The 18,938-nt window shown below is 63.6% G+C and carries 18 protein-coding genes; 12 read left to right on the forward strand and 6 right to left on the reverse strand.

Features of this window, described 5'->3' with window-relative positions; all coding sequences use genetic code 11:
* Positions 1-25 precede the first annotated feature (25 nt).
* From ftsZ to FJ936_RS24635, 6 genes are all read left to right on the forward strand, one after another.
* Complete coding sequence (gene ftsZ / locus FJ936_RS24610) at positions 26-1,711, forward strand: cell division protein FtsZ (protein WP_015317216.1); 1,686 nt, start codon at positions 26-28, stop codon at positions 1,709-1,711.
* 279 nt (positions 1,712-1,990) lie between these two features.
* On the forward strand, positions 1,991-2,941 hold the full coding sequence (lpxC, locus tag FJ936_RS24615; RefSeq protein WP_015317217.1) for a UDP-3-O-acyl-N-acetylglucosamine deacetylase: 951 nt from the start codon (positions 1,991-1,993) through the stop codon (positions 2,939-2,941).
* 262 nt (positions 2,942-3,203) lie between these two features.
* Positions 3,204-4,073 carry an outer membrane protein assembly factor BamD gene (locus FJ936_RS24620; RefSeq protein WP_015317218.1) on the forward strand — a complete coding sequence of 290 codons (870 nt, stop codon included), beginning with the start codon at positions 3,204-3,206 and terminating at the stop codon, positions 4,071-4,073.
* 184 nt (positions 4,074-4,257) lie between these two features.
* A complete protein-coding gene (gene recN / locus FJ936_RS24625) occupies positions 4,258-5,931 on the forward strand; it encodes a DNA repair protein RecN (RefSeq protein ID WP_140714589.1) in 1,674 nt (557 codons plus the stop codon).
* A 152-nt stretch (positions 5,932-6,083) separates the two neighbouring features.
* Complete coding sequence (gene ligA / locus FJ936_RS24630) at positions 6,084-8,288, forward strand: NAD-dependent DNA ligase LigA (protein WP_140789209.1); 2,205 nt, start codon at positions 6,084-6,086, stop codon at positions 8,286-8,288.
* Positions 8,285-8,977 carry a TIGR02453 family protein gene (locus FJ936_RS24635; RefSeq protein WP_140789211.1) on the forward strand — a complete coding sequence of 231 codons (693 nt, stop codon included), beginning with the start codon at positions 8,285-8,287 and terminating at the stop codon, positions 8,975-8,977. Before ligA ends, FJ936_RS24635 begins: the two co-directional genes overlap by 4 nt.
* A gap of 26 nt (positions 8,978-9,003) precedes the next feature.
* Here the strand turns inward: FJ936_RS24635 and FJ936_RS24640 are convergent, their stop codons facing one another.
* Positions 9,004-9,762 (reverse strand): SDR family oxidoreductase, encoded by a 759-nt coding sequence (locus tag FJ936_RS24640; RefSeq protein WP_140789213.1) that lies wholly within the window; start codon positions 9,760-9,762, stop codon positions 9,004-9,006.
* Between the two features lie 162 nt (positions 9,763-9,924).
* On the opposite strand from FJ936_RS24640, the gene FJ936_RS24645 reads away from it, so the two are divergent.
* Together FJ936_RS24645 and FJ936_RS24650 are read left to right on the forward strand one after the other, a co-directional pair.
* Complete coding sequence (locus FJ936_RS24645; RefSeq protein WP_140789215.1) at positions 9,925-10,653, forward strand: AzlC family ABC transporter permease; 729 nt, start codon at positions 9,925-9,927, stop codon at positions 10,651-10,653.
* Positions 10,650-10,946, forward strand: coding sequence for an AzlD family protein (locus FJ936_RS24650; protein WP_023769676.1), 297 nt, complete (start codon positions 10,650-10,652; stop codon positions 10,944-10,946). The genes FJ936_RS24645 and FJ936_RS24650 overlap by 4 nt, the downstream gene beginning before the upstream one ends.
* A gap of 138 nt (positions 10,947-11,084) precedes the next feature.
* On the opposite strand, the gene FJ936_RS24655 is transcribed toward FJ936_RS24650, so the two are convergent.
* The 3 genes from FJ936_RS24655 to FJ936_RS24665 all read right to left on the reverse strand — a co-directional run bounded on the left by FJ936_RS24655 (position 11,085) and on the right by FJ936_RS24665 (position 14,606).
* Positions 11,085-12,929 carry an aminopeptidase P family protein gene (locus FJ936_RS24655; protein ID WP_141907116.1) on the reverse strand — a complete coding sequence of 615 codons (1,845 nt, stop codon included), beginning with the start codon at positions 12,927-12,929 and terminating at the stop codon, positions 11,085-11,087.
* A 214-nt stretch (positions 12,930-13,143) separates the two neighbouring features.
* Positions 13,144-14,016 (reverse strand): 50S ribosomal protein L11 methyltransferase, encoded by an 873-nt coding sequence (locus tag FJ936_RS24660; RefSeq protein ID WP_140789219.1) that lies wholly within the window; start codon positions 14,014-14,016, stop codon positions 13,144-13,146.
* Between the two features lie 11 nt (positions 14,017-14,027).
* Positions 14,028-14,606: an SCO family protein gene (locus FJ936_RS24665; protein ID WP_140789221.1), complete on the reverse strand. Its 579-nt coding sequence runs from the start codon at positions 14,604-14,606 to the stop codon at positions 14,028-14,030.
* Between the two features lie 273 nt (positions 14,607-14,879).
* Between FJ936_RS24665 and FJ936_RS24670 the strand changes: the two genes are divergently transcribed.
* The 3 genes from FJ936_RS24670 (at position 14,880) to FJ936_RS24680 (ending at position 16,799) form a co-directional block, all read left to right on the forward strand.
* Positions 14,880-15,371, forward strand: a complete 492-nt coding sequence (locus FJ936_RS24670; RefSeq protein WP_167331157.1) for a CreA family protein — start codon at positions 14,880-14,882, stop codon at positions 15,369-15,371.
* 84 nt (positions 15,372-15,455) lie between these two features.
* The gene (locus FJ936_RS24675) at positions 15,456-16,097 is read left to right on the forward strand and encodes a DapH/DapD/GlmU-related protein (protein ID WP_140789223.1); all 642 of its coding nucleotides are present in this window, start codon (positions 15,456-15,458) and stop codon (positions 16,095-16,097) included.
* A gap of 258 nt (positions 16,098-16,355) precedes the next feature.
* Entirely contained in the window at positions 16,356-16,799 is a 444-nt protein-coding gene (locus FJ936_RS24680) for a low affinity iron permease family protein (RefSeq protein WP_015317230.1), read from the forward strand.
* Positions 16,800-16,875: 76 nt separating this feature from the next.
* Here FJ936_RS24680 and FJ936_RS24685 read toward each other — a convergent pair whose 3' ends face one another.
* Positions 16,876-17,742 (reverse strand): SDR family NAD(P)-dependent oxidoreductase, encoded by an 867-nt coding sequence (locus FJ936_RS24685; RefSeq protein ID WP_140660925.1) that lies wholly within the window; start codon positions 17,740-17,742, stop codon positions 16,876-16,878.
* 134 nt (positions 17,743-17,876) lie between these two features.
* On the opposite strand from FJ936_RS24685, the gene FJ936_RS24690 reads away from it, so the two are divergent.
* Positions 17,877-18,158, forward strand: coding sequence for a hypothetical protein (locus FJ936_RS24690; protein ID WP_140615659.1), 282 nt, complete (start codon positions 17,877-17,879; stop codon positions 18,156-18,158).
* A gap of 57 nt (positions 18,159-18,215) precedes the next feature.
* Here FJ936_RS24690 and FJ936_RS24695 read toward each other — a convergent pair whose 3' ends face one another.
* The gene (locus tag FJ936_RS24695) at positions 18,216-18,791 is read right to left on the reverse strand and encodes a TMEM175 family protein (protein ID WP_140615661.1); all 576 of its coding nucleotides are present in this window, start codon (positions 18,789-18,791) and stop codon (positions 18,216-18,218) included.
* Positions 18,792-18,938: the final 147 nt, after the last annotated feature.

Below are 18,938 nucleotides of genomic sequence, written 5' to 3' on the forward strand. Positions count from 1 at the left end.
GCGTGAAAGGCAAAGGACGGAGACAATGACTATCAATCTGCAGAAGCCGGACATCACCGAGCTTAAGCCGCGCATCACCGTGTTCGGTGTGGGCGGCGGCGGCGGCAATGCCGTGAACAACATGATCACCGCCGGACTGCGCGGTGTCGAGTTCGTCGTGGCCAACACCGACGCGCAGGCGCTGACCATGTCGAAGGCCTCTCGGCTGATCCAGCTTGGCGCGCATGTCACCGAGGGGCTCGGTGCCGGATCGCAGCCGGAAGTCGGCCGCGCGGCGGCGGAAGAGTGCATCGACGAGATTCTCGACCATCTCACCAACACCCATATGTGCTTCGTTACCGCCGGCATGGGCGGCGGCACCGGTACGGGTGCTGCTCCGGTTGTTGCCCGCGCAGCGCGCGAGAAGGGCATTCTCACTGTCGGCGTCGTCACCAAGCCGTTCCATTTCGAAGGCCAGCGCCGCATGAAGACGGCCGACTTCGGCATCGAGGAGCTGCAGAAATGCGTCGACACCTTGATCGTCATCCCCAACCAGAACCTGTTCCGGCTGGCCAATGACAAGACCACCTTCGCGGACGCCTTCGCGATGGCGGACCAGGTGCTCTACTCCGGTGTGGCCTGCATCACCGACCTGATGGTCAAGGAAGGCCTGATCAACCTCGACTTCGCCGACGTGCGTTCGGTGATGCGCGAGATGGGCAAGGCGATGATGGGCACCGGCGAGGCTTCGGGCGAGGGCCGCGCGATGGCGGCGGCGGAAGCCGCGATCGCCAACCCGCTGCTCGACGAGACCTCGATGAAGGGCGCCAAGGGCTTGCTGATCTCGATCACCGGCGGCCGCGACCTGACCCTGTTCGAAGTCGACGAAGCGGCGACCCGCATCCGCGAGGAAGTCGACCAGGACGCCAACATCATCCTGGGCGCCACGTTCGACGAGGAACTCGAAGGCGTCATCCGCGTCTCGGTGGTAGCCACCGGCATCGACAAGTCGGCGGCCGAAATCGCCGCCGCGCCGATCTCGATCCGGACCGCACCGCCGAAGCAGGCTGCCCGGCCTGCCGTCGCCCCTGTGGAAAGCCGCCCGGCGCCGGTCCAGCAGACGGTGTATGAACCACGCGCCGCCGATCCGGTTGCCGAGGCCATCCAGTTGGCCGAAGCCAATGCCGCGGCCATGGCACAGGCTCGTCCGGCTCCTGTCGCCCATGCGGACGATTTCCGCCCGCAGAGCAAGATCTTCCAGGCGCCGCCCGCACAACCGCAGCCTATGGTGCAGCCGGTCGTCCAGCAGATGATGCAGCCGGCTCCGCAGCCACGCGAAATGCTGCGTGAAGTCCAGCAGCCGGTGGCGATGGCGCCGCAGCGCATGCCGCGCGTCGAGGACTTTCCGCCGGTCGTCAAGGCCGAGGTCGACGCCAAGAGCCGCCCGGCCGACCACGAGAACAGCGGCCCGATGGGCCTCCTGAAGCGCCTGACCAATGGCCTGACCCGCCGCGAGGAGGAGCCCGCACGGCTGCAGCCGGCGCAGCCGCGCGAGCCCAAGCTGCGCCAGGCGGCACCGGAAGTGCGCCGCCTCGCCAGCCAGGACGCCCAGCTTTACGCGCCGCGGCGCGGCCAGTTGGACGATCAGGGCCGCCTGACGCCGCAGACCAGGGCGACTCAGGACGACGATCAGCTGGAGATTCCGGCGTTCCTGCGCCGCCAGGCCAACTGAGCGGTTAACGGACTGTAACAATTGTTAACAGGCAGGCAAGAAATTGCTTGCCTGTTAACGTTTAAAATGCCGCATAATCAACGGGCTATGACGTCGTACATGTTCCAGTTCGCGGTTACAAAGAGTAAGAAACCGTGATTTGGACTCTCCCTGCCGGGACACTATCTTCGCTGCCTACCATAGTCGGTTTGCCGGGATTCGGGGGAAGTCGCCCTGCCTGCCGATTTAACAAGAGCCGCGCCCTCGGGCTGGAGAAGCGGACCTAGGCATTACGGGCTCATGGGGATTGTCTTGCACGACCACCAGACGACAGTGAAGACGCGCGCGTCGCTTACAGGCACCGGCGTTCACAGCGGCAAAGAAGTTTCCATCAGTTTCCTGCCCGCGGATGCCGATACCGGCATCGTGTTCGCGCTCCTCAATGGAGACGGGCAGGGCCGTGAGTTCCGCGCCCTGTTTTCCGAGATCGGCGCCACCGACCTTTGCACCATGCTTGGCGATCCGTCGGGCGAGCACATCGCCACGGTCGAGCACATCATGGCCGCCCTGTTCGGGCTCGGCATCGACAATGTCATCATCGAGATAGACGGGTACGAGGTTCCAATCCTCGACGGCAGCGCCATGGCGTTCGTCGAAGCCATAGACCAGGCCGGCATCGAGACGCTGGCCGTCAAGCGGCGCTATATCAGGGTGGTCAAGCCGGTCCGCATCGAGAACGGCGCCTCCTGGGCGGAGTTCAGGCCCTATGACGGCACCCGTTTCGAGGTCGAGATCGATTTCGAAAGCCCGGCGATCGGCCGTCAGCTCTTCGCATCGGACATCAACGCCGATATTTTCCGCCGCGACATCGCGCGGGCCCGCACCTTCGGCTTCATGAAGGACGTCGAGCGGCTGTGGGCCGCCGGCTATGCTCTGGGATCCTCGCTGGAAAATTCCCTGGTGATCGGTGACGACAACCGCGTCATCAATATGGGCGGCCTGCGCTATCCCAATGAGTTCGTGCGCCACAAGACGCTCGACGCCATGGGCGACCTGGCGCTGGCCGGCGCGCGCTTCATCGGTTGTTTCCGCTCCTATCGCGGCGGCCATCGGCTGAACGCCGCCGCACTGCGGCGCCTGCTGTCGGACCGCACCGCCTTCGAGATCGTCGAGACGACACGCCGTGAGCGTGGTCGCGCCGCCGAGATGAACGCCGTCAATGCGCCTCTCTATGCGCCCTGGATGATCTGATTTTCTTAATCTTTTTCGGATTCCATGGCGGTATGGGTGTTGCATGAATGCATCATCCATCGGCGAAATTGCGTAGATTTTCACGCCACGGTCCGCCGCCACAAAAATGCGCGATTGGCTGGACATAGCGTTGCCGGGCAAGGCGGTTATGGTTTATGGCTGCTGCCGTCGATTAGTGCATGTCGCTCAAAGGTGGGGACCAGTTTTGGGACAACTGCATGCAACGAGCATTAAAATAACGCCGAAAGGGCGCAATCCAATCATGTTCTTCAAGCGAGTTGGTCAATCGAAAGCGCCGCAGCGGTCTGTTTTCCTGGCGCTTTCGGTGGTTGTTCCATCGCTCTTTCTGGCGGCTTGCATGTCGTCGGAAAAAGACATCGACCTGTCGACCTATGTCGACCAGACCGAACCGGCCGACGTTCTCTACAATCAGGGCCTGGCCAATCTGAACGCCGGCCGCCTGGACGAGGCAAGCAAGAAATTCGACGCGGTCGACCGCCAGCACCCCTATTCGGAATGGGCCCGCAAATCGATGGTGATGGGCGCGTTCGCCGACTATCGAAAGGGCAGCTACGACGATGCGATCCAGTCGGCGAAGCGCTACCTGGCTCTCTATCCGTCCACGGATGACGCGGCCTATGCCCAGTACATCATTGGTCTGAGCTACTATCGCCAGATCAAGGATGTGACGCAGGACCAGAAGGAAGCACGCCAGACCCTGCAGACGATGCAGGACCTGGTGACGCGCTGGCCGACGTCGGAATATGTCGACGATGCCAAGGAAAAGATCCGCTTCGCCAACGACCAGCTCGCGGGCAAGGAAATGCAGATCGGCCGCTATTATCTGGAGCGCCGCGAGTACATCGCCGCCGTCAAACGCTTCCGCACCGTGGTCGAAAACTATTCCAACACCCGCCATGTCGAGGAAGCGCTCGCGCGCCTTACCGAAAGCTATTACGCGTTGGGCTTGACCTCGGAGGCCCAGACGGCGGCCGCGGTGCTCGGTACCAACTATCCCGACAGTTCGTGGTACAAGGATTCCTACAAGCTGCTGCAGAGCAACGGGCTGGCGCCGCGTGAAAATGCCGGGTCGTGGATATCCAAGGCCGGGAAGCTGATCACCGGCGCCTGACCGCGGAGCCTCCGAGCGAAGCGCGCAGCGCGCTTTTTCGGATTGATCCGAAGCTCAAACAAAAAGATAGTGCGGCGCTGCGACTCCAACTGTCGGGTGCCGCTTTATCCTTTTGTTTTTCGTGCCTGTCGTTATCCCGAAACCGGGTCCACTTTTGGGCGGCATGCAATAGGTCCGGTTTCTCATGCTTTCCAGACTGTCGATCCGCGATATCGTCCTGATCGAAAAGCTGGACATCGACTTCCAGCCGGGCCTTTCCGTGCTGACCGGCGAAACCGGCGCCGGCAAGTCCATCCTGCTCGATGCCCTGTCGCTGGCGCTCGGCGCGCGCGGCGATGCCTCGCTGGTGCGCCACGGCGCGTCCCAGGGCCAGGTCATTGCCGTGTTCGATGTTCCGCGCAACCATCCGGTGCGCGCGCTGCTCGCCGAAAACGCCATCGAGGATGATGGCGACGTCATCCTGCGGCGCGTGCAGACGGCGGACGGCCGGACCCGTGTGTTCGTCAACGACCAGCCTTCCTCCGTGACGCTGATGCGCGATGTCGGCCGCGCGCTGGTTGAGATCCACGGCCAGCATGACGAGCGCGCCTTGGTCGATCCCGGCGCGCATCGCGATGTGCTCGATGCTTTCGGCGGCCATCTCGGCGCCGTCCGCTCGACCGGCGAGGCATGGCGGCACTGGCGCGCCGCCCAGCAGGAACTGACGCGCCATCGCGCCAAGGTGGAAGCCGCCGCGCGCGAAGCCGACTATCTGCGCGCCGCGGTTGCCGAACTGACCAAGCTCGATCCGCAGCCCGGCGAAGAAACCGAACTTGCCGAGCTGCGTGCCCACATGATGCGCGCCGAGAAGATCGCTTCCGAAATTCACGACGCGCAGGATGTGCTGTCGGGCCCGTCCTCGCCCTTGCCGCAACTGGCCAGCCTGCTGAGACGGCTGCAGCGCAAGGCGACGGAGGCGCCCGGCCTGCTCGAGGACGTGGTGAAGTCGCTGGACGAAGCCATGCTGTCTCTCGACGCGGCGCAGTCGGGCGTCGAGGCCGCGCTTCGTGCCACGGAGTATGATCCGCAGCGGCTGGAGAAAGCCGAGGAACGTCTGTTTTCGCTGCGCGCGGCGTCACGCAAGCACAGCGTCGCCGTCGACGACCTGGCGCAGCTGCGCGACACGATGGTTGCCGATCTCGCCGATCTCGACGCCGGCGAAGAACGCCTGCACGGCTTGGAAAAGCAGGCGGCCGCCGCGCGCGAAGCCTATGACATCGCCGCCGCACAGCTGTCCTCGCTTCGCCATGCCGCGGCGGTCGGTCTGACCAAGGCGGTGATGGCCGAACTGCCGGCGCTGAAGCTCGAACGCGCGGCCTTTATCGTCGAGATGAAGAGCGAGGCCGAGGCGCGCATGGAAGAGGGCATCGACCAGATCGAGTTCTGGGTGCGCACCAATCCTGGCACGCGGCCCGGGCCGATGATGAAGGTTGCCTCCGGCGGCGAGCTTTCGCGCTTTCTCCTGGCGTTAAAGGTGGCGCTGGCCGACCGTGGCTCGGCGCCGACATTGGTTTTCGACGAAATCGACACCGGGGTGGGCGGCGCTGTCGCCGACGCCATCGGCCAGCGGCTGGCGCGGCTGTCGAAGCGCGTCCAGGTGCTTTCCGTCACCCATGCGCCGCAAGTGGCGGCGCGCGCGGCAACACATTTCCTGATCTCCAAATCGGGCAGCACCGACCGTGTCGCGACCGGAATTGCCGAGATGGACAGGACTGCGCGGCAGGAGGAGATCGCCCGCATGCTGGCCGGCGCCACGATCACCGACGAGGCGCGCGCCGCCGCCGAGCGGCTGCTGCGCGAGAATACAAACGCGGCATGAGACGATCAGGCGTCATGAAACGATCAGGCATCATGGGGCGAGTCAGGATATGGCTCCATCCTGCTGTTCAGGAATGATCTTTTCCGAAAACCGGTTCCCACCTTTCAAGATCATGCTCTATTGTGACGCGCCACCGTTCAGGGACAAAAAGCATGGCCGAAAAACCTGTCGATTCGCTCAGCGAAAGCGAGGCTGAAGCCGAACTCCAGCGCCTTGCCGAGGAGATCGCCGGTCATGACCGGCGCTACCATGCCGAGGACGCGCCCACGATCACGGACGCCGACTATGACGCGCTGCGGCGGCGCAATCTTGCCATCGAGGAGCGCTTTCCCGGGCTGGTGCGTGAGGATTCGCCCTCGCTCAGGGTGGGTGCCGCCCCGGCGGAAGGCTTCACCAAGGTGCGCCATGCCGTGCCGATGCTCAGCCTCGCCAAGGCCTATACCGACGCCGACGTCACCGATTTCATCGAGCGCGGCCGGCGCTTCTTCGACCGCGACAAGGACCTCGACATTGCCTTCACCGCCGAACCGAAGATCGACGGGCTGTCGGCTTCGCTGCGTTACGAAAAGGGCGTGTTCGTGCAAGGCGCGACGCGCGGCGACGGCGCTGTCGGCGAGGACATCACCGCCAACCTCAGGACCATCGCCGACATTCCCGCCAAGCTGAAGGGTTCAGGCTGGCCCGAGACCATCGAGATCCGCGGCGAGGTCTATATGACCTATGCCGAATTCGAGGCGCTCAAGGCGCGCTCGGCGGCTGTGGGGGGCCAGGATTACGTCAATCCGCGCAACACGGCGGCCGGGTCGCTGCGCCAGAAGGATCCATCCGTCACCGCCAGCCGCAACCTCAAATTCTTTGCCTACGCGTGGGGTTACACGACGGCGGATCCGGCACCAACGCAGTATGAAGCGGTGCAGAAATTCGCCGATTGGGGCTTCAAGATCAGCCCGCTGATGGTGCGGGCGAAATCGGTCGAGGAACTGGTCGCGCATTATCACCTGATCGAGGAGCAACGCTCGTCGCTCGGCTATGACATAGACGGGGTCGTCTACAAGGTCGACCAGCTGGAGCTGCAGCGCCGCTGGGGTTTCGTCACCGGTGAGCCGCGCTGGGCCGTCGCGCACAAATTCCCGGCCGAACAGGCGATGACGACCGTGCAGAGGATCGACATCCAGGTCGGCCGAACCGGCACGCTGGCGCCGGTCGCGCGGCTTGCGCCGGTGACGGTCGGCGGCGTGGTGGTGGAGAACGTCACGCTGCACAATGAAGATTATATCAAGGGCCTGGACAGCACCGGCCAGCCGATCCGCGACGGCATCGACGTGCGCATCGGCGACACGGTGGTGATCCAGCGGGCAGGGGACGTCATCCCGCAGATCGTCAGCGTCGTCATCGACAAGCGTCCGCCCGATGCCGTGCCGTACGAATTCCCGCACTCTTGCCCGATCTGCGGCTCGCCGGCGACGCGCGAGATCAACGAGAAGACCGGCAAGGAGGATTCGCGCCGCCGCTGCACGGGCGAACTGATCTGCCCGGCGCAGGCCGTGGAGGGGCTGCGCCACTTTGTGTCGCGCGGCGCCCTGGATATCGAAGGCCTGGGCGCGGAGAACATCGACACGTTTTTCAATGCGGGTTTGATCAAGACAGCCGCCGACATCTTCACGCTCAGGGAGCGCCGCCCCGCCGTGACCAAGGCGCTGGCCGAGCGGCGCGAGGAGCAGGCCAGACAACGCGAGGCCGCATCCGGCAAGACCCGCAAGAATGCGCGCAGCGTCGAGGACCGCAATTACGAAGGCCTCGACAAATTGTTCGCGGCCATCGATTCGCGCCGCGAGCCGGAGCTCGACCGCTTCATCTTCGCGCTCGGCATCCGCCATATAGGCGAGACAACGGCCGCCGTGCTTGCGCGAACATTCTCGACCATCGAGGAGCTTATCCGCGTCGGCAAGGAGACGGCGGCGGCGGAGGATCCGCATTCGGTCTTCCCGTCGATCAACGGCATTGGTGATACGGTGATCGATGCGCTGCGCGATTTCTTCGGCAACGAGCGCAATGACGAGGTGCTCGAGAAGTTGCTGCAACAGGTCAAGCCGAAGCCCTATATCGTTACCGTCTCGGCCGACAGCGAAGTTGCCGGCAAGACGATTGTCTTTACCGGTTCACTGGAAAAGATGACCCGTTCCGAAGCCAAGGCGATGGCCGAACGTCTCGGCGCCAAGGTGGCCGGTTCGGTTTCGGCCAAGACCGATCTTTTGGTGGCGGGACCGGGTGCGGGCTCCAAACTCAAGCTTGCCAGCGAACTCGGCGTCGAGGTCATCGACGAGGACACCTGGCTGCAGCGGGTCGGCAAGTCGTGACGGACGGAACGTTCAAAGGTTTTGGTTCGAAAGCCATTCCGTTCTTCAAGGCGCTGGATTTCCACCAGAGCCGCGAATGGTTTGCGGAGAACCGCGCGCTTTTCGACAGCGATCTGCATGGGCCGATCGGCGATCTGGTCGAGGTCCTTACGGAGCGGTTCGCAACGGCGGGGCTTGGTCTGCGCGGCGACCGCAAGAAATCGCTGTTCCGCATCAATCGCGACGTCCGCTTTGCCAAGGACAAACGTCCCTACAACAGGCATGTTTCGGCCATTCTGTCACCAGACGGCAGCAAGACAGGCCTGGGCGTCTTCTACGTGCATATCGGGCTCGAGCGCTGCTTTGCCGACGTGGCCTGGTGGAACCCTGAGCCGCCGCTCTTGCTGGCGATGCGCAAGGCGATCACCGATCGGCCCGGCGAATTCCGCAAGCTGCTTTCAACGTTGAAGAAAAACGGCCTTGAATTCGAAACCGAAGGCCGCATGAAGCGGGCGCCGCGCGGTTTTGAGCAGATCGCGGACGCCGATCTCGCGGAGGCCGTGCGCAACCGGCATTTCGTCGTCCAGCGTGTCATCGATCCGACCGAAATTCACGCGCCGGCGCTGGTCGACGAGCTTGTCGAGTTTACATTACGCGCCAAGCCGCTGCTCGACTGGGGCAGAGCGATCCAGGGCAAGGTGACCGGTTAGTTTTCCGATCCGTTGGACAGGGCGGGCTACATCCGCATCAGGAGACCCCCATCGACGGCCAGCTCTATTCCGGTGATGTAGCTTGACGCGTCGGAAAGCAGGAAGAGCGCGGCGTTGGCCATGTCCTGCGGCGTGCCGATGCGGCCGAGCGGTGTGTAGTCGGCAACGGCGGCGCGCTTCTCCTCGGTGTCCCAACGCGCCTGCAGCGGCGTCAGCGCCATGCCCGGGCAGATGGCGTTGGAGCGGATGCGCTCGCCGGCCAACTGCATGGCCAGCGACTTCGACAGCGCGCAGACGCCGGCCTTCGACGCCTGGTAGGCATCCTGTGGCTTCGGATCGCCGCGATACCACTGGATGGTCGAGAAATGCACCATGGCGCCGCCACGCCCGCCGGCGCGCATTTGCGGAACAACCGCGCGCGCCGTGTGCACGAAGGATTTCAGGTTGATGTTGAAGACCTGGTCCCAGACGTCGAGGTCCATCTCGAGGGCCGACTTGTCGCGGCCGAACCAGAGCACGCCTGCGACATTGGCGAGATAGTCGATACCGCCGCGTTCGCGGCCCGCAGCGCCGATGGTCCGTTCAACAAAGCCGGCGTCGGTGAGGTCGCCCTGGGCGAAGGTCAGCCGGTCGTCATAGGCGGCGAGCGCTGTCGGGCGTAGCTTGACGTCGATGGCGGTGACCGACGCGCCGGCATCGAGCAACGCCAGCGTGATCGCCTCGCCCATGCCGCCACCGGCCCCGGTGACGACTGCGTGCCTGCCGGTGAAATCATAAGTGATCATTAAAATTCCCCTCGTGTATTTCTGCCAAATGCCTGCCAGGACGACAATAGAATATCGCGTAAATCCTAGCAGGGATCATTTCCGCTGATCGTTTGGCTCAAGCGAATTCGTGTGACAAGCCGGGCAGTGCTTCCTACATCAGCCCTCTGACCGGGGAGAGACATGTCGGCGCAAGCAATTTCCGAGAACGGCGCGAAAAGCGATTTCTGGCAAGGCGTACGGCTCTCCATGCCGGTCGTGGTGGCGGCGGCGCCGTTCGGGCTGCTGTTCGGCGCGATCGCCGTCGACAACGGCTTTTCCGTTTTCGAAGCCTTCCTGATGAGCGCGCTGATCTTCGGCGGCGCCAGCCAGATGGTCGGCATAGAACTGTTCGGCCAGCATGTCGCGCCGTGGCTGATCGTGCTGTCGATCTTCGCCGTCAATTTCCGCCACGTGCTCTATTCCGCCGGCATTGGCCGGCGCATCGCGCACTGGTCCGGGGTGCAGCAGGCGCTCGGTTTCTTCATCCTCACCGATCCGCAATTCGCCGTCGCCGAGGCCAGGGCCCAGTCGGGCCAGACCGTCGGCTTTGCCTGGTATCTGGGACTTGGGCTGCCGGTCTATGTATTCTGGACCATCGAAAGCGCGCTCGGCGCGCTGTTTGGAAAGCTCATTCCCGATCCCCATGCCCTGGGCATCGATTTCCTGCTGCCGATCTATTTCCTTGGCCTCGTGATGGGCTTCCGCAAGCGGCCGCTGTGGCTGCCGGTGGTCGTCGCCAGTGCCTGCGCCTCGATCATCGCCTACCAGACAGTGGGTTCGCCCTGGCACGTTTCGATCGGCGCCATCGCCGGTGTGTTGCTCGCCGTCGTCCTGCCGCCGCATCACAGCGGTGTGGAGACAAGGCCATGAGCACGACCTTCTGGATCATCATCGCCGGCGCCATCGCCACCTATCTCACCCGTATTGGCGGGCATCTGGTCATCTCGCGTTTCGATCACATCCATCCGCGGGTCGAGGCCGGGCTCAACGCCGTGCCTGCGGCGGTGCTGACGACGCTGGTGGCGCCGGCGGCGCTCGGCGCGGGCCCGGCGGAGTGGGCAGCGCTGGTCGTCTCCGCGCTGGTGGCGCTGCGTGGCGGGCTGATGGCGATGTTTCTGGCGGGCGCGGCGGTGTTGATTGTAGCGCGGCAGTTCGTCGGGTAGGGCGTATCGATATCCAGGTGATTCCGGCCCGCAGACGGCTGATAGCTGCGCTTCGGTGCTCCAATCCGGTTCTCCGTATCAACCGTTTTCGAACCGGCCTGGCCTGAACCTCGACACGCCCTTCAGCGCTTCAGAAAATCAAATCTTCGCGTCGTGCGGCAGCGGCGCCGTCGCCTTTTCCAGCCAGGCCAGCGTTTCGCCGTCGAGCATCGGACCGATCTCGGCCAGCACGCGGGCGTGGTAGGCGTCGAGCCAGTGCAATTCGTCGCGCGTCAGCAGATCCGATCGCACCAGCCTGACGTCGATCGGGGCCAGCGTCAGCGTCTCGAAACCGTGCATAGCGATGTCGCCGCCCTCGATCTGTTCGGCCGGCGTCACCAGGATGAGGTTCTCGATGCGGATGCCGTAGGCGCCTTCCTTGTAGTAGCCGGGCTCGTTCGACAGCATCATGCCTTCGAGCAGCTTTTCGGTGCCGGTGCGGGCGATGCGCTGCGGACCCTCATGGACGGCCAGGTATGAGCCGACACCGTGGCCAGTGCCATGGGCGAAGTCGCAGCCATGCCTCCACAGCGCCATGCGGGCGACGGCGTCGATCTCCGAGCCGCGCGTGCCGGGGGGGAAGCGCAGCGTGGAAATGCCGATCATGCCTTTCAGCACCAGCGTGAAGCGCTCGCGCATCTCTTCGGTCGGCTGGCCGATCGGCACGGTGCGGGTGATGTCTGTCGTGCCGTCCTGGTATTGCGCGCCGGAATCGAGCAGGAACAGCTCACCGGCCTGGAGCTTGCGGCTGGTGGCGCGCGAGACGCGGTAATGCATGATGGCGCCGTTTGGGCCGGCGCCCGAAATGGTGTCGAAAGAGACGTCGCGCAGCGGCATCTGCGTTTCCTCGCCGGTCTGCCGGCGGGTTTCTTCGAGCCTGGTGACAACCGCGATTTCGTCGAGTGAGCCGGGTTTCTGGCGCTCCAGCCAGCACAACAGCTTGGCCACCGCCGCGCCGTCGCGGCGATGCGCGGCGCGCGAGCCGTTGATCTCGGCCTGGTTCTTGGTGGCGCGCGGAATGCGGGCAGGGTCGGGCGCGGCAACCACCGTGCCGCCATTGTCCTCGACCAGCATGCGCAGCCGGTCGGCGGCCAGCACCGGATCGAGCGCGATTTTCGCGCCGCTTTTCGCAAGTGCGGCGATCGCCGCTTCGAATTCGCCGGGCTCATGCGGAACGGCGAGCTGGGTGAGGTAGGCCGCCACCTGGCGCGAGAACTTGCGCCGATCCATGAAAAGCTGGTGCGACCCGTCGGCGGCGAGTATGGCGAAGCCGAGCGCCAGCGGCGTGTGCGGCACGTCACCGCCACGGATGTTGAAGGCCCAGGCGATGGACGATGGGTCGGTCAGCACCGCATGGGTGGCGCCGTCCTTGCCGATTGCCGTCGCCAGCCGCGCCAGCTTGTCCTTGGCGAGTTCGCCGGCAAAGCCGATCGGGTGCAACTCGACCGGGGTCACGGGTGCGGCGGGCTGATCCTTCCAGATGATGTCGATCGGGTTCCTGTCGAGTGGCACCAGCACCGCGCCGGTCTTGTCGGCGGAGGCCTGCAGCGCCTTGACCTCGCCGATCGTGTGCAGCCAGGGATCGAAGCCCAGGCGCACGCCCTTGCCGATGTTGTCCTTGAGCCAGACGGCGGGCGGATTGTCGACCAGGCTTTCGATCGAAAAGATGTCGAGATCGACCTCATTGCGCACCTGCAGCGTATAGCGCCCGTCGACAAAGACGAAGGCGCGGTCGCGCAGCACGATGGCGACACCGGCCGAGCCGCTGAAGCCGGTCAGCCATTTCAGCCGTGCCGACCGGTCGGCGACGTATTCGCCCTGGTGCTCGTCGGCGCGCGGAACGATGAAGCCGTCGAGGCCATTGGCGCCCAGCCACTGGCGCAGCAGCGCCACGCGCGGCTTGCCGACCGCCGGATCGCCCGCGGGATCGAAGCTCTGGAACATGATGGGCCTCCTTGGTATCCGCTCGACCGTAACCTATGGGCCTGGAAAGCGGAATCGATTTTCCGGCTGGTGCAAATTGCTACAGCGTCCGCCGGGTGACAACCAAATGAGGCTGGTCCAGCCATGAATGAAGGAGGCGGCGGCATTCTCTTGCCGACACGCATCGAAGTCCAGCAACCGGGACCGTTGAGGGCCGGCAACCGCCTTGCCGGCCTCAGTGCTTGAGATGGATCGTCACCCAGCCTTCGCGGTGCAACGTACTGACATGGCGGAAATTCTGGCCGACATAGGCCGAGATCACAGCGTCGCGCTGGCGGTCGAGAATGCCTGACAGCACGATCGAGCCGCCAAGCGTGATATGCCCTGCCATTTGCGGCGCCAGCCGCATCAGCGGCCGCGCCAATATGTTGGCGACGATGAGGTCGAAGGGCGCGCGCCTGGCAAAGATCGGGTGGTGAAAGCCAGGCGCGGTCACCGTCTCGATCAGGCCCTTGACGTGATTCAGACGCGCATTGGCGGCGGCAACCTTGACCGCGACCGGATCGATGTCGGTGGCCAGCACCGGAATATGTGCCAGCTTGGCGACGGCGATCGCCAGCACCGCACTGCCGGTACCGAGGTCGAGCGCGTTGCGCGGGTGCTCGCGCCGCACGACTTTCTCCAGCATTTCGAGGCAGCCCGCGGTGGTGCCGTGATGGCCGGTGCCGAAGGCAAGGCCCGCCTCGATCTCGATGGCGAGTTCGCCGCTGTGGCGCTTCCTGCTGTCATGCGCGCCGTGGACGAAGAAACGGCCGGCGCGCACCGGCTTCAACCCTTCCAGGGACCGTGCCACCCAGTCGATGTCGGGCAGCGCTTCGCGCTGGACCGGTCTCGACAAAGCGAGGCCGGCGAGAACATCCTTCAGCCGCGCCTCGACCGCTTCGACGTCGCCATCGGCGTAGAGCGAGACCTCGTGGATGTCGGCCTCTTCATCGACCTCCAGCACGGCGATCGGCAGGCCCTCATCCTCGAAGGCCGTTTCGAGCGCCGCGAAGATGCGCTCGGCCTCGATCTTTCCGGTGGTGAAATGGAGCCGCGTCTGGGTCATGTGAATTCTTGTCAGCCCTTCGCGGCGAGGCGCTTCAGCTTCTCCACGGCGGTGCTGGCATTCTCGCCATAGGCGATCGTGCCCGCGAAGTCGCCCTTGGCGTTGAGCAGCAGGACCGAGGCGGTGTGGTCCATGGTGTAATCGCCGTCGCCGGTATCGACCTTCTTCCAATAGATGCCGAACGCCTTGGCCATGGCATGGACCTTGTCCGGATCGCCGGTAATGCCGGTGATGCGGTCGGAGAAATTGCTGACATAGGCGTCCATCACCGGCGGCGTATCGCGCTCCGGATCGACCGAGACGAAATAGGCATGCAGGTTCTTGCCGTCGTCGCCGAGCGTCTTCAGCCAGCCGGAGAGTTCGAACAGCGTGGTCGGGCAGACTTCGGGGCAGTGGGTGAAGCCGAAGAAGACGACGCTGGGCTGGCCCCGGAAAGCGGCCTCGGTGATCGGTGCGCCTTTCTGGTCGACCAGGGTAAAGGGCGCGCCGAACGGTTCGCCGCCATAGTGACCGCGATACCAGTCGAAGGTCAGCCAGCCGATGCCGGCCGCCATCAGAACGAGAATGCCGACCAGGATAGAACGCATCATCAAAAAAGTCCGTCCGTAATGTCACGGCGCGCCGGCCAGAACCATGCACCCGTTGTAGGCCACAGTCTTAGCGGTTCGACGGGGTACACGCAAAGATGCCGCGTTGACGCAACCGGCTATGGCGGATGCCTGCGGTTTGATCCGACCTTCCGGCTTGCAATGTGTCAGCCTTGGCCCCACCTGAGACCCCGGCAACTCGAACCGCAGGAGGATTCTTTGCCGGGATTGACTGGGCCAGGATTGATCGGACGAGGATTGATTGGGCGAGGATTGATTGGGCGAAAACTGATCGGCGGTGCCTTGGCCGCGTGTGTCGTGCTTGCCGCCGGTAGCGCCATTGCCGAGGAAGTCGGCAAGGTCGGCGTCGACTGGATCGGCAACGACATCATCGTCGAGGCGATCAAGGATCCGAAAGTGGAGGGCGTGACCTGCCACGTTTCCTATTTCGATCGCAGTGTCATCGACCGCTTGCACAAGGGCAACTGGTTCGAGGATCCCAGCGATTCCTCGATCTCCTGCCGTCAGACCGGTCCGATCACCATCGGGGATATTGATACGAGCGAAGGCGGCGAGGAGGTTTTCAAACAAGGCATCAGCCTGATCTGGAAGAAGCAGGTGGTGAACCGCATCTACGACAAGGCCAACGAGACCCTGATCTATCTGTCGCATTCGCGCCAAGTCCAGAACGGCTCGGCCAAGATGTCGGTTACGACGGTGCCGCTCTATGGCCAGAACGTGGTGTGGAGCAACGGCAAGCCGAAATAGGCGGGTCGAACTCTACCCTGTCCTGTTCTGGCTGGCGATTGGCCCCGCTTGCGGGACCAATCGGTCTGACGTAAAGCCGCCGGCATGGACCGTTCTGAAGATCTCGTTGCGAAAGATCCCGAGCCGCGCATTCATCCAACCGCTGAGATGAAGGGCTGCAAGCTTGGCCGCTACGCCGCGATCGGCGAACGCGTCGTGCTGCGCGAGGTCATCGTCGGCGATTTCTCCTATTTCGAACGCCATGCCGAGGCGATCTACACGACGATCGGCAAATTCTGCTCGATCGCCGCCAACAGCCGCATCAATGCGCTGGAGCATCCGATCGAGCGGCTGACCCAGCACAAGGTCAGCTATCGGCCGAACGAGTATTTCCGCTGGCTGGGCGTCGATGCCGCGTTCCGTGAGCGGCGGCGGTCGAAGGCCGTGACCATCGGCCATGATGTGTGGATCGGCCATGGCGCGGTCATCTTGCCTGGGATCGCCATCGGCAATGGCGCCGTCGTCGGCGCCAATGCGGTGGTGACGCGGGACGTGCCGTCCTACACGATCGTTGCCGGCGTGCCGGCGAAGCCGCTCAACCAGCGCTTTGCCCCTGAAATAGCGGCACGCATCGAAGCTCTCGCCTGGTGGGACTGGCCCGTCGAGAAACTCGCCAGGGCGGTTCCCGACATGCAGGCAATGCCGATCGAGGCTTTCCTCGACCGCTGGGAAAACGACGCCGTCTGACGGAATGAAACCCCTTCCGCCATGCGGGGGTGGCGCAGCGGAAGGGGCTGGAGGTAAACCGCTGTGAAGCGGAAGGAACAGGCTCTTTGCCTGCACGGCTACAATGACCTTAAACCGATAAGGTGTGTTTTGTTCCAGATGCGCGCTTTGCGTGCATTCGATTGCGTGGGCCGTATTTTTTACCGGCGGGAACCCGAAATGGCTGCTGGTTGTTTCTTCCGGCGGACCGCATGACGCGGCGCTGTTTTGAGGGACCACATGATCGAGAAGCTTTTCACCAAATTCGCCAACCAGATCGCCCATCTCACCGGACTGCCGCTGACATTTGCGGTGTGTTGCCTGATCGTTATCGTCTGGGCGGTGAGCGGGCCGTTCTTCGATTTTTCCGACACCTGGCAGTTGGTGATCAACACCGGAACCACGATCATCACCTTCCTGATGGTGTTTCTCATTCAAAACACCCAGAATCGGGACGGCGCCGCGATCCAGGCCAAGCTCGACGAATTGATACGGGTCAGCGAGGCCAAAAACACCTTCATCGGCATCGAGCACCTGACTGAAGCCGAGGTCCAGGAGATCCGCGCCAAATGCGAGGTCGCGGCGAAGCGGCATGACGACAAAGTCGCGACCATGGCCGCAAAGAAAGTCGTGGCGGCAAAACGCAAACCGAAAAAAGAGGTAGCACGAAGCGCCGGCGGCTGAACCCGCGGTCAATCCCGAGTGTTCCGCCGGTGTTCGAGTTATGTGATCCGCACCGCAGCCAATGTTCGGGACATGCTCATCGCTTCATGAACGCCGCGAATGCATCCTTGTGGTCGGGGTGCCAGCGCGACAAGGCAGGGCGGTTTTCGATGATGTCGCCGATCGCCCAGGCCATGCGCTTTTCGTCCATGGGTCGCGCCGCCTCATTGTCGGGACACAGGATATAGAAGTCGCCCCCGACCAGCGATTCCAGCATGAAATCGATCACCTGTTCGCCCGTCCACGCTCCCGCCGGCTTTTCGGTCGCGCCCTCGGTCAGGCCGGTATAGGTGAAGCCGGGGATGAGCAGATGCGCCGACAGGCGGGCGCCGGGTTCATTGCGCAGCGCATGCGCCAAGCCCTCGGTAAAGGTTTTCACGCCAGCCTTGGAAACGTTGTAGGCGAGGTTGCCGGGCGGTGTGGTGATGCCTTGCTTGGAGCCGGTGTTGACGATCAGGCCCGGCTTGGCCGACGCCAGCATGCGCGGCGCGAAAGCTTCGACGCCATGCACCACGCCCCAGAAATTGATGTCGAGCAGCCGCTTCCAGCCGTCGCGGTTTTCCCAGGGCTTTCCGGGGTTGTCGCCGACACCGGCATTGTTCATCAGCAGCGAGACCTCGCCGAAGGCGCCGAATGCCCGGTCGGCGAGGCGATCGACCTCATCGGCCTTCGAAACGTCCGATGCGACGGCAAGCACGGCGTCGTCACCGGCAATCGCGGAGACGGCCCGCGCGGCATCGTCGAGGCGCGGCCCGCCAATGTCGGCCAGCACGATCTTCATGCCCATCAGCGCCAGCCGTTTGGCCGCGGCAAGGCCGATGCCGCTGGCGGCGCCGGTAATGACGGCGGTGTTGCCAGGGGCAAGCGCTGGCAGGGCGGTCTGGATCTCGGTGTCGGCGATCATCGGCGATGGTTTCCTTTTTTGATGGCGCCGAACTTAGCGCCGGAACGGGCCTGCGCAAGCCTCCGTCGGGCTTGTTGGGTTGACCGGCCCGGTCGGGGCTGCGCATGCTACGACGCCAAAAAGGAGATTTCCGATTGACGGATTGGGTTGCAATTCTGAAGGAACAGACCGCCACCGGCGACCGGATGGGGCGCGAGGTGCCGCAGATGCTGGCCAACCCCGATATCAGCGAAGCCCAGGTGAAGACTCTGTTTTCGGCGCTCGAGCAACAGGCCGAGTTCGTCGAGAAACTGCGCATGGCGCTGGAAAAGTTCGGCCATGATTTCTCGATCATCAAGGTGGCGGAGCGGCTGGAAGAGCGCTACGCCGATCTGGCCGCTTCGGTGGCGGAAAAGCTGAAGGCGATGCGCGGTTAGGCAATTCCACGAAACGTGTGAAGCGGTTTGCCCTCTCGGATTGCGTCAGGCAGATCGCTATTTTTCGATCACCCGCGCAAAGCGCGTGTCCGGCACCAGCCAGATCAGGGCGACGGCGACATAGAGCGCCACGCCGATCCACCGGTCGAGGAAGGTCAGCCCAACGGCCGCTATGTAGACGGCGAGCGAAATCCTTCCCTTGCGATCGCGGCCGATTGCCTTGGCGAATGCGGTGTCCGGCCCATGCAGCCGATGCAGCGCAATGACCAGGATGCTGTAGGCGGTCGCACACATTACAAGGTCAAAACCATAGACCGCGACCGGAACCGCGGCGAAATGGTTCTCGCCCATGAAGGCGGTCGTCACCGGCATCAGGGACAACCAGAACAGCAGATGCAGGTTCGCCCACAGCACGCGGCCGTCGACACGCTGCACGGTATGGAACATGTTGTGCAGATTGTTCCAGTAGATGCCGACATTGATGAACGAAAGCACGTAGCACAGGAAGACCGGCCACTGCGGCAGCAGCGCCGAAAAATCCTCGCCTTCCGGTACCTTCAGGTCCAGCACCATGATGGTGATGATGATCGCCACCACGCCGTCGGTGAATGCCTCGACCCTGCCTTTGCCCATGATCACCACCTCGGTCCGCGACGAATTGCCGAAAGATAGTAAATCGTTAGCGGATGTTGGCATGCCGATAAACGGCGTACGCAAAATTCCTCAACTATATCAGGGGAAACTTCCACCCGGATCGGTGATCGTGGTGATTGGCCTTGG

It is taken from the genome of Mesorhizobium sp. B2-4-13 (assembly GCF_006658535.1).
Classification (GTDB): domain Bacteria; phylum Pseudomonadota; class Alphaproteobacteria; order Rhizobiales; family Rhizobiaceae; genus Mesorhizobium; species Mesorhizobium australicum.

Bases quoted from the DNA above. Each gene is read 5' to 3' on its own strand.
- ftsZ (WP_015317216.1), top strand. From the start codon at position 26: ATGACTATCAATCTGCAGAAGCCGGACATCACCGAGCTTAAGCCGCGC.
- lpxC (WP_015317217.1), top strand. From the start codon at position 1,991: ATGGGGATTGTCTTGCACGACCACCAGACGACAGTGAAGACGCGCGCG.
- FJ936_RS24620 (WP_015317218.1), top strand. From the start codon at position 3,204: ATGTTCTTCAAGCGAGTTGGTCAATCGAAAGCGCCGCAGCGGTCTGTT.
- recN (WP_140714589.1), top strand. From the start codon at position 4,258: ATGCTTTCCAGACTGTCGATCCGCGATATCGTCCTGATCGAAAAGCTG.
- ligA (WP_140789209.1), top strand. From the start codon at position 6,084: ATGGCCGAAAAACCTGTCGATTCGCTCAGCGAAAGCGAGGCTGAAGCC.
- FJ936_RS24640 (WP_140789213.1), bottom strand. From the start codon at position 9,762: ATGATCACTTATGATTTCACCGGCAGGCACGCAGTCGTCACCGGGGCC.
- FJ936_RS24645 (WP_140789215.1), top strand. From the start codon at position 9,925: ATGTCGGCGCAAGCAATTTCCGAGAACGGCGCGAAAAGCGATTTCTGG.
- FJ936_RS24650 (WP_023769676.1), top strand. From the start codon at position 10,650: ATGAGCACGACCTTCTGGATCATCATCGCCGGCGCCATCGCCACCTAT.
- FJ936_RS24655 (WP_141907116.1), bottom strand. From the start codon at position 12,929: ATGTTCCAGAGCTTCGATCCCGCGGGCGATCCGGCGGTCGGCAAGCCG.
- FJ936_RS24660 (WP_140789219.1), bottom strand. From the start codon at position 14,016: ATGACCCAGACGCGGCTCCATTTCACCACCGGAAAGATCGAGGCCGAG.
- FJ936_RS24665 (WP_140789221.1), bottom strand. From the start codon at position 14,606: ATGATGCGTTCTATCCTGGTCGGCATTCTCGTTCTGATGGCGGCCGGC.
- FJ936_RS24675 (WP_140789223.1), top strand. From the start codon at position 15,456: ATGGACCGTTCTGAAGATCTCGTTGCGAAAGATCCCGAGCCGCGCATT.
- FJ936_RS24680 (WP_015317230.1), top strand. From the start codon at position 16,356: ATGATCGAGAAGCTTTTCACCAAATTCGCCAACCAGATCGCCCATCTC.
- FJ936_RS24685 (WP_140660925.1), bottom strand. From the start codon at position 17,742: ATGATCGCCGACACCGAGATCCAGACCGCCCTGCCAGCGCTTGCCCCT.
- FJ936_RS24695 (WP_140615661.1), bottom strand. From the start codon at position 18,791: ATGGGCAAAGGCAGGGTCGAGGCATTCACCGACGGCGTGGTGGCGATC.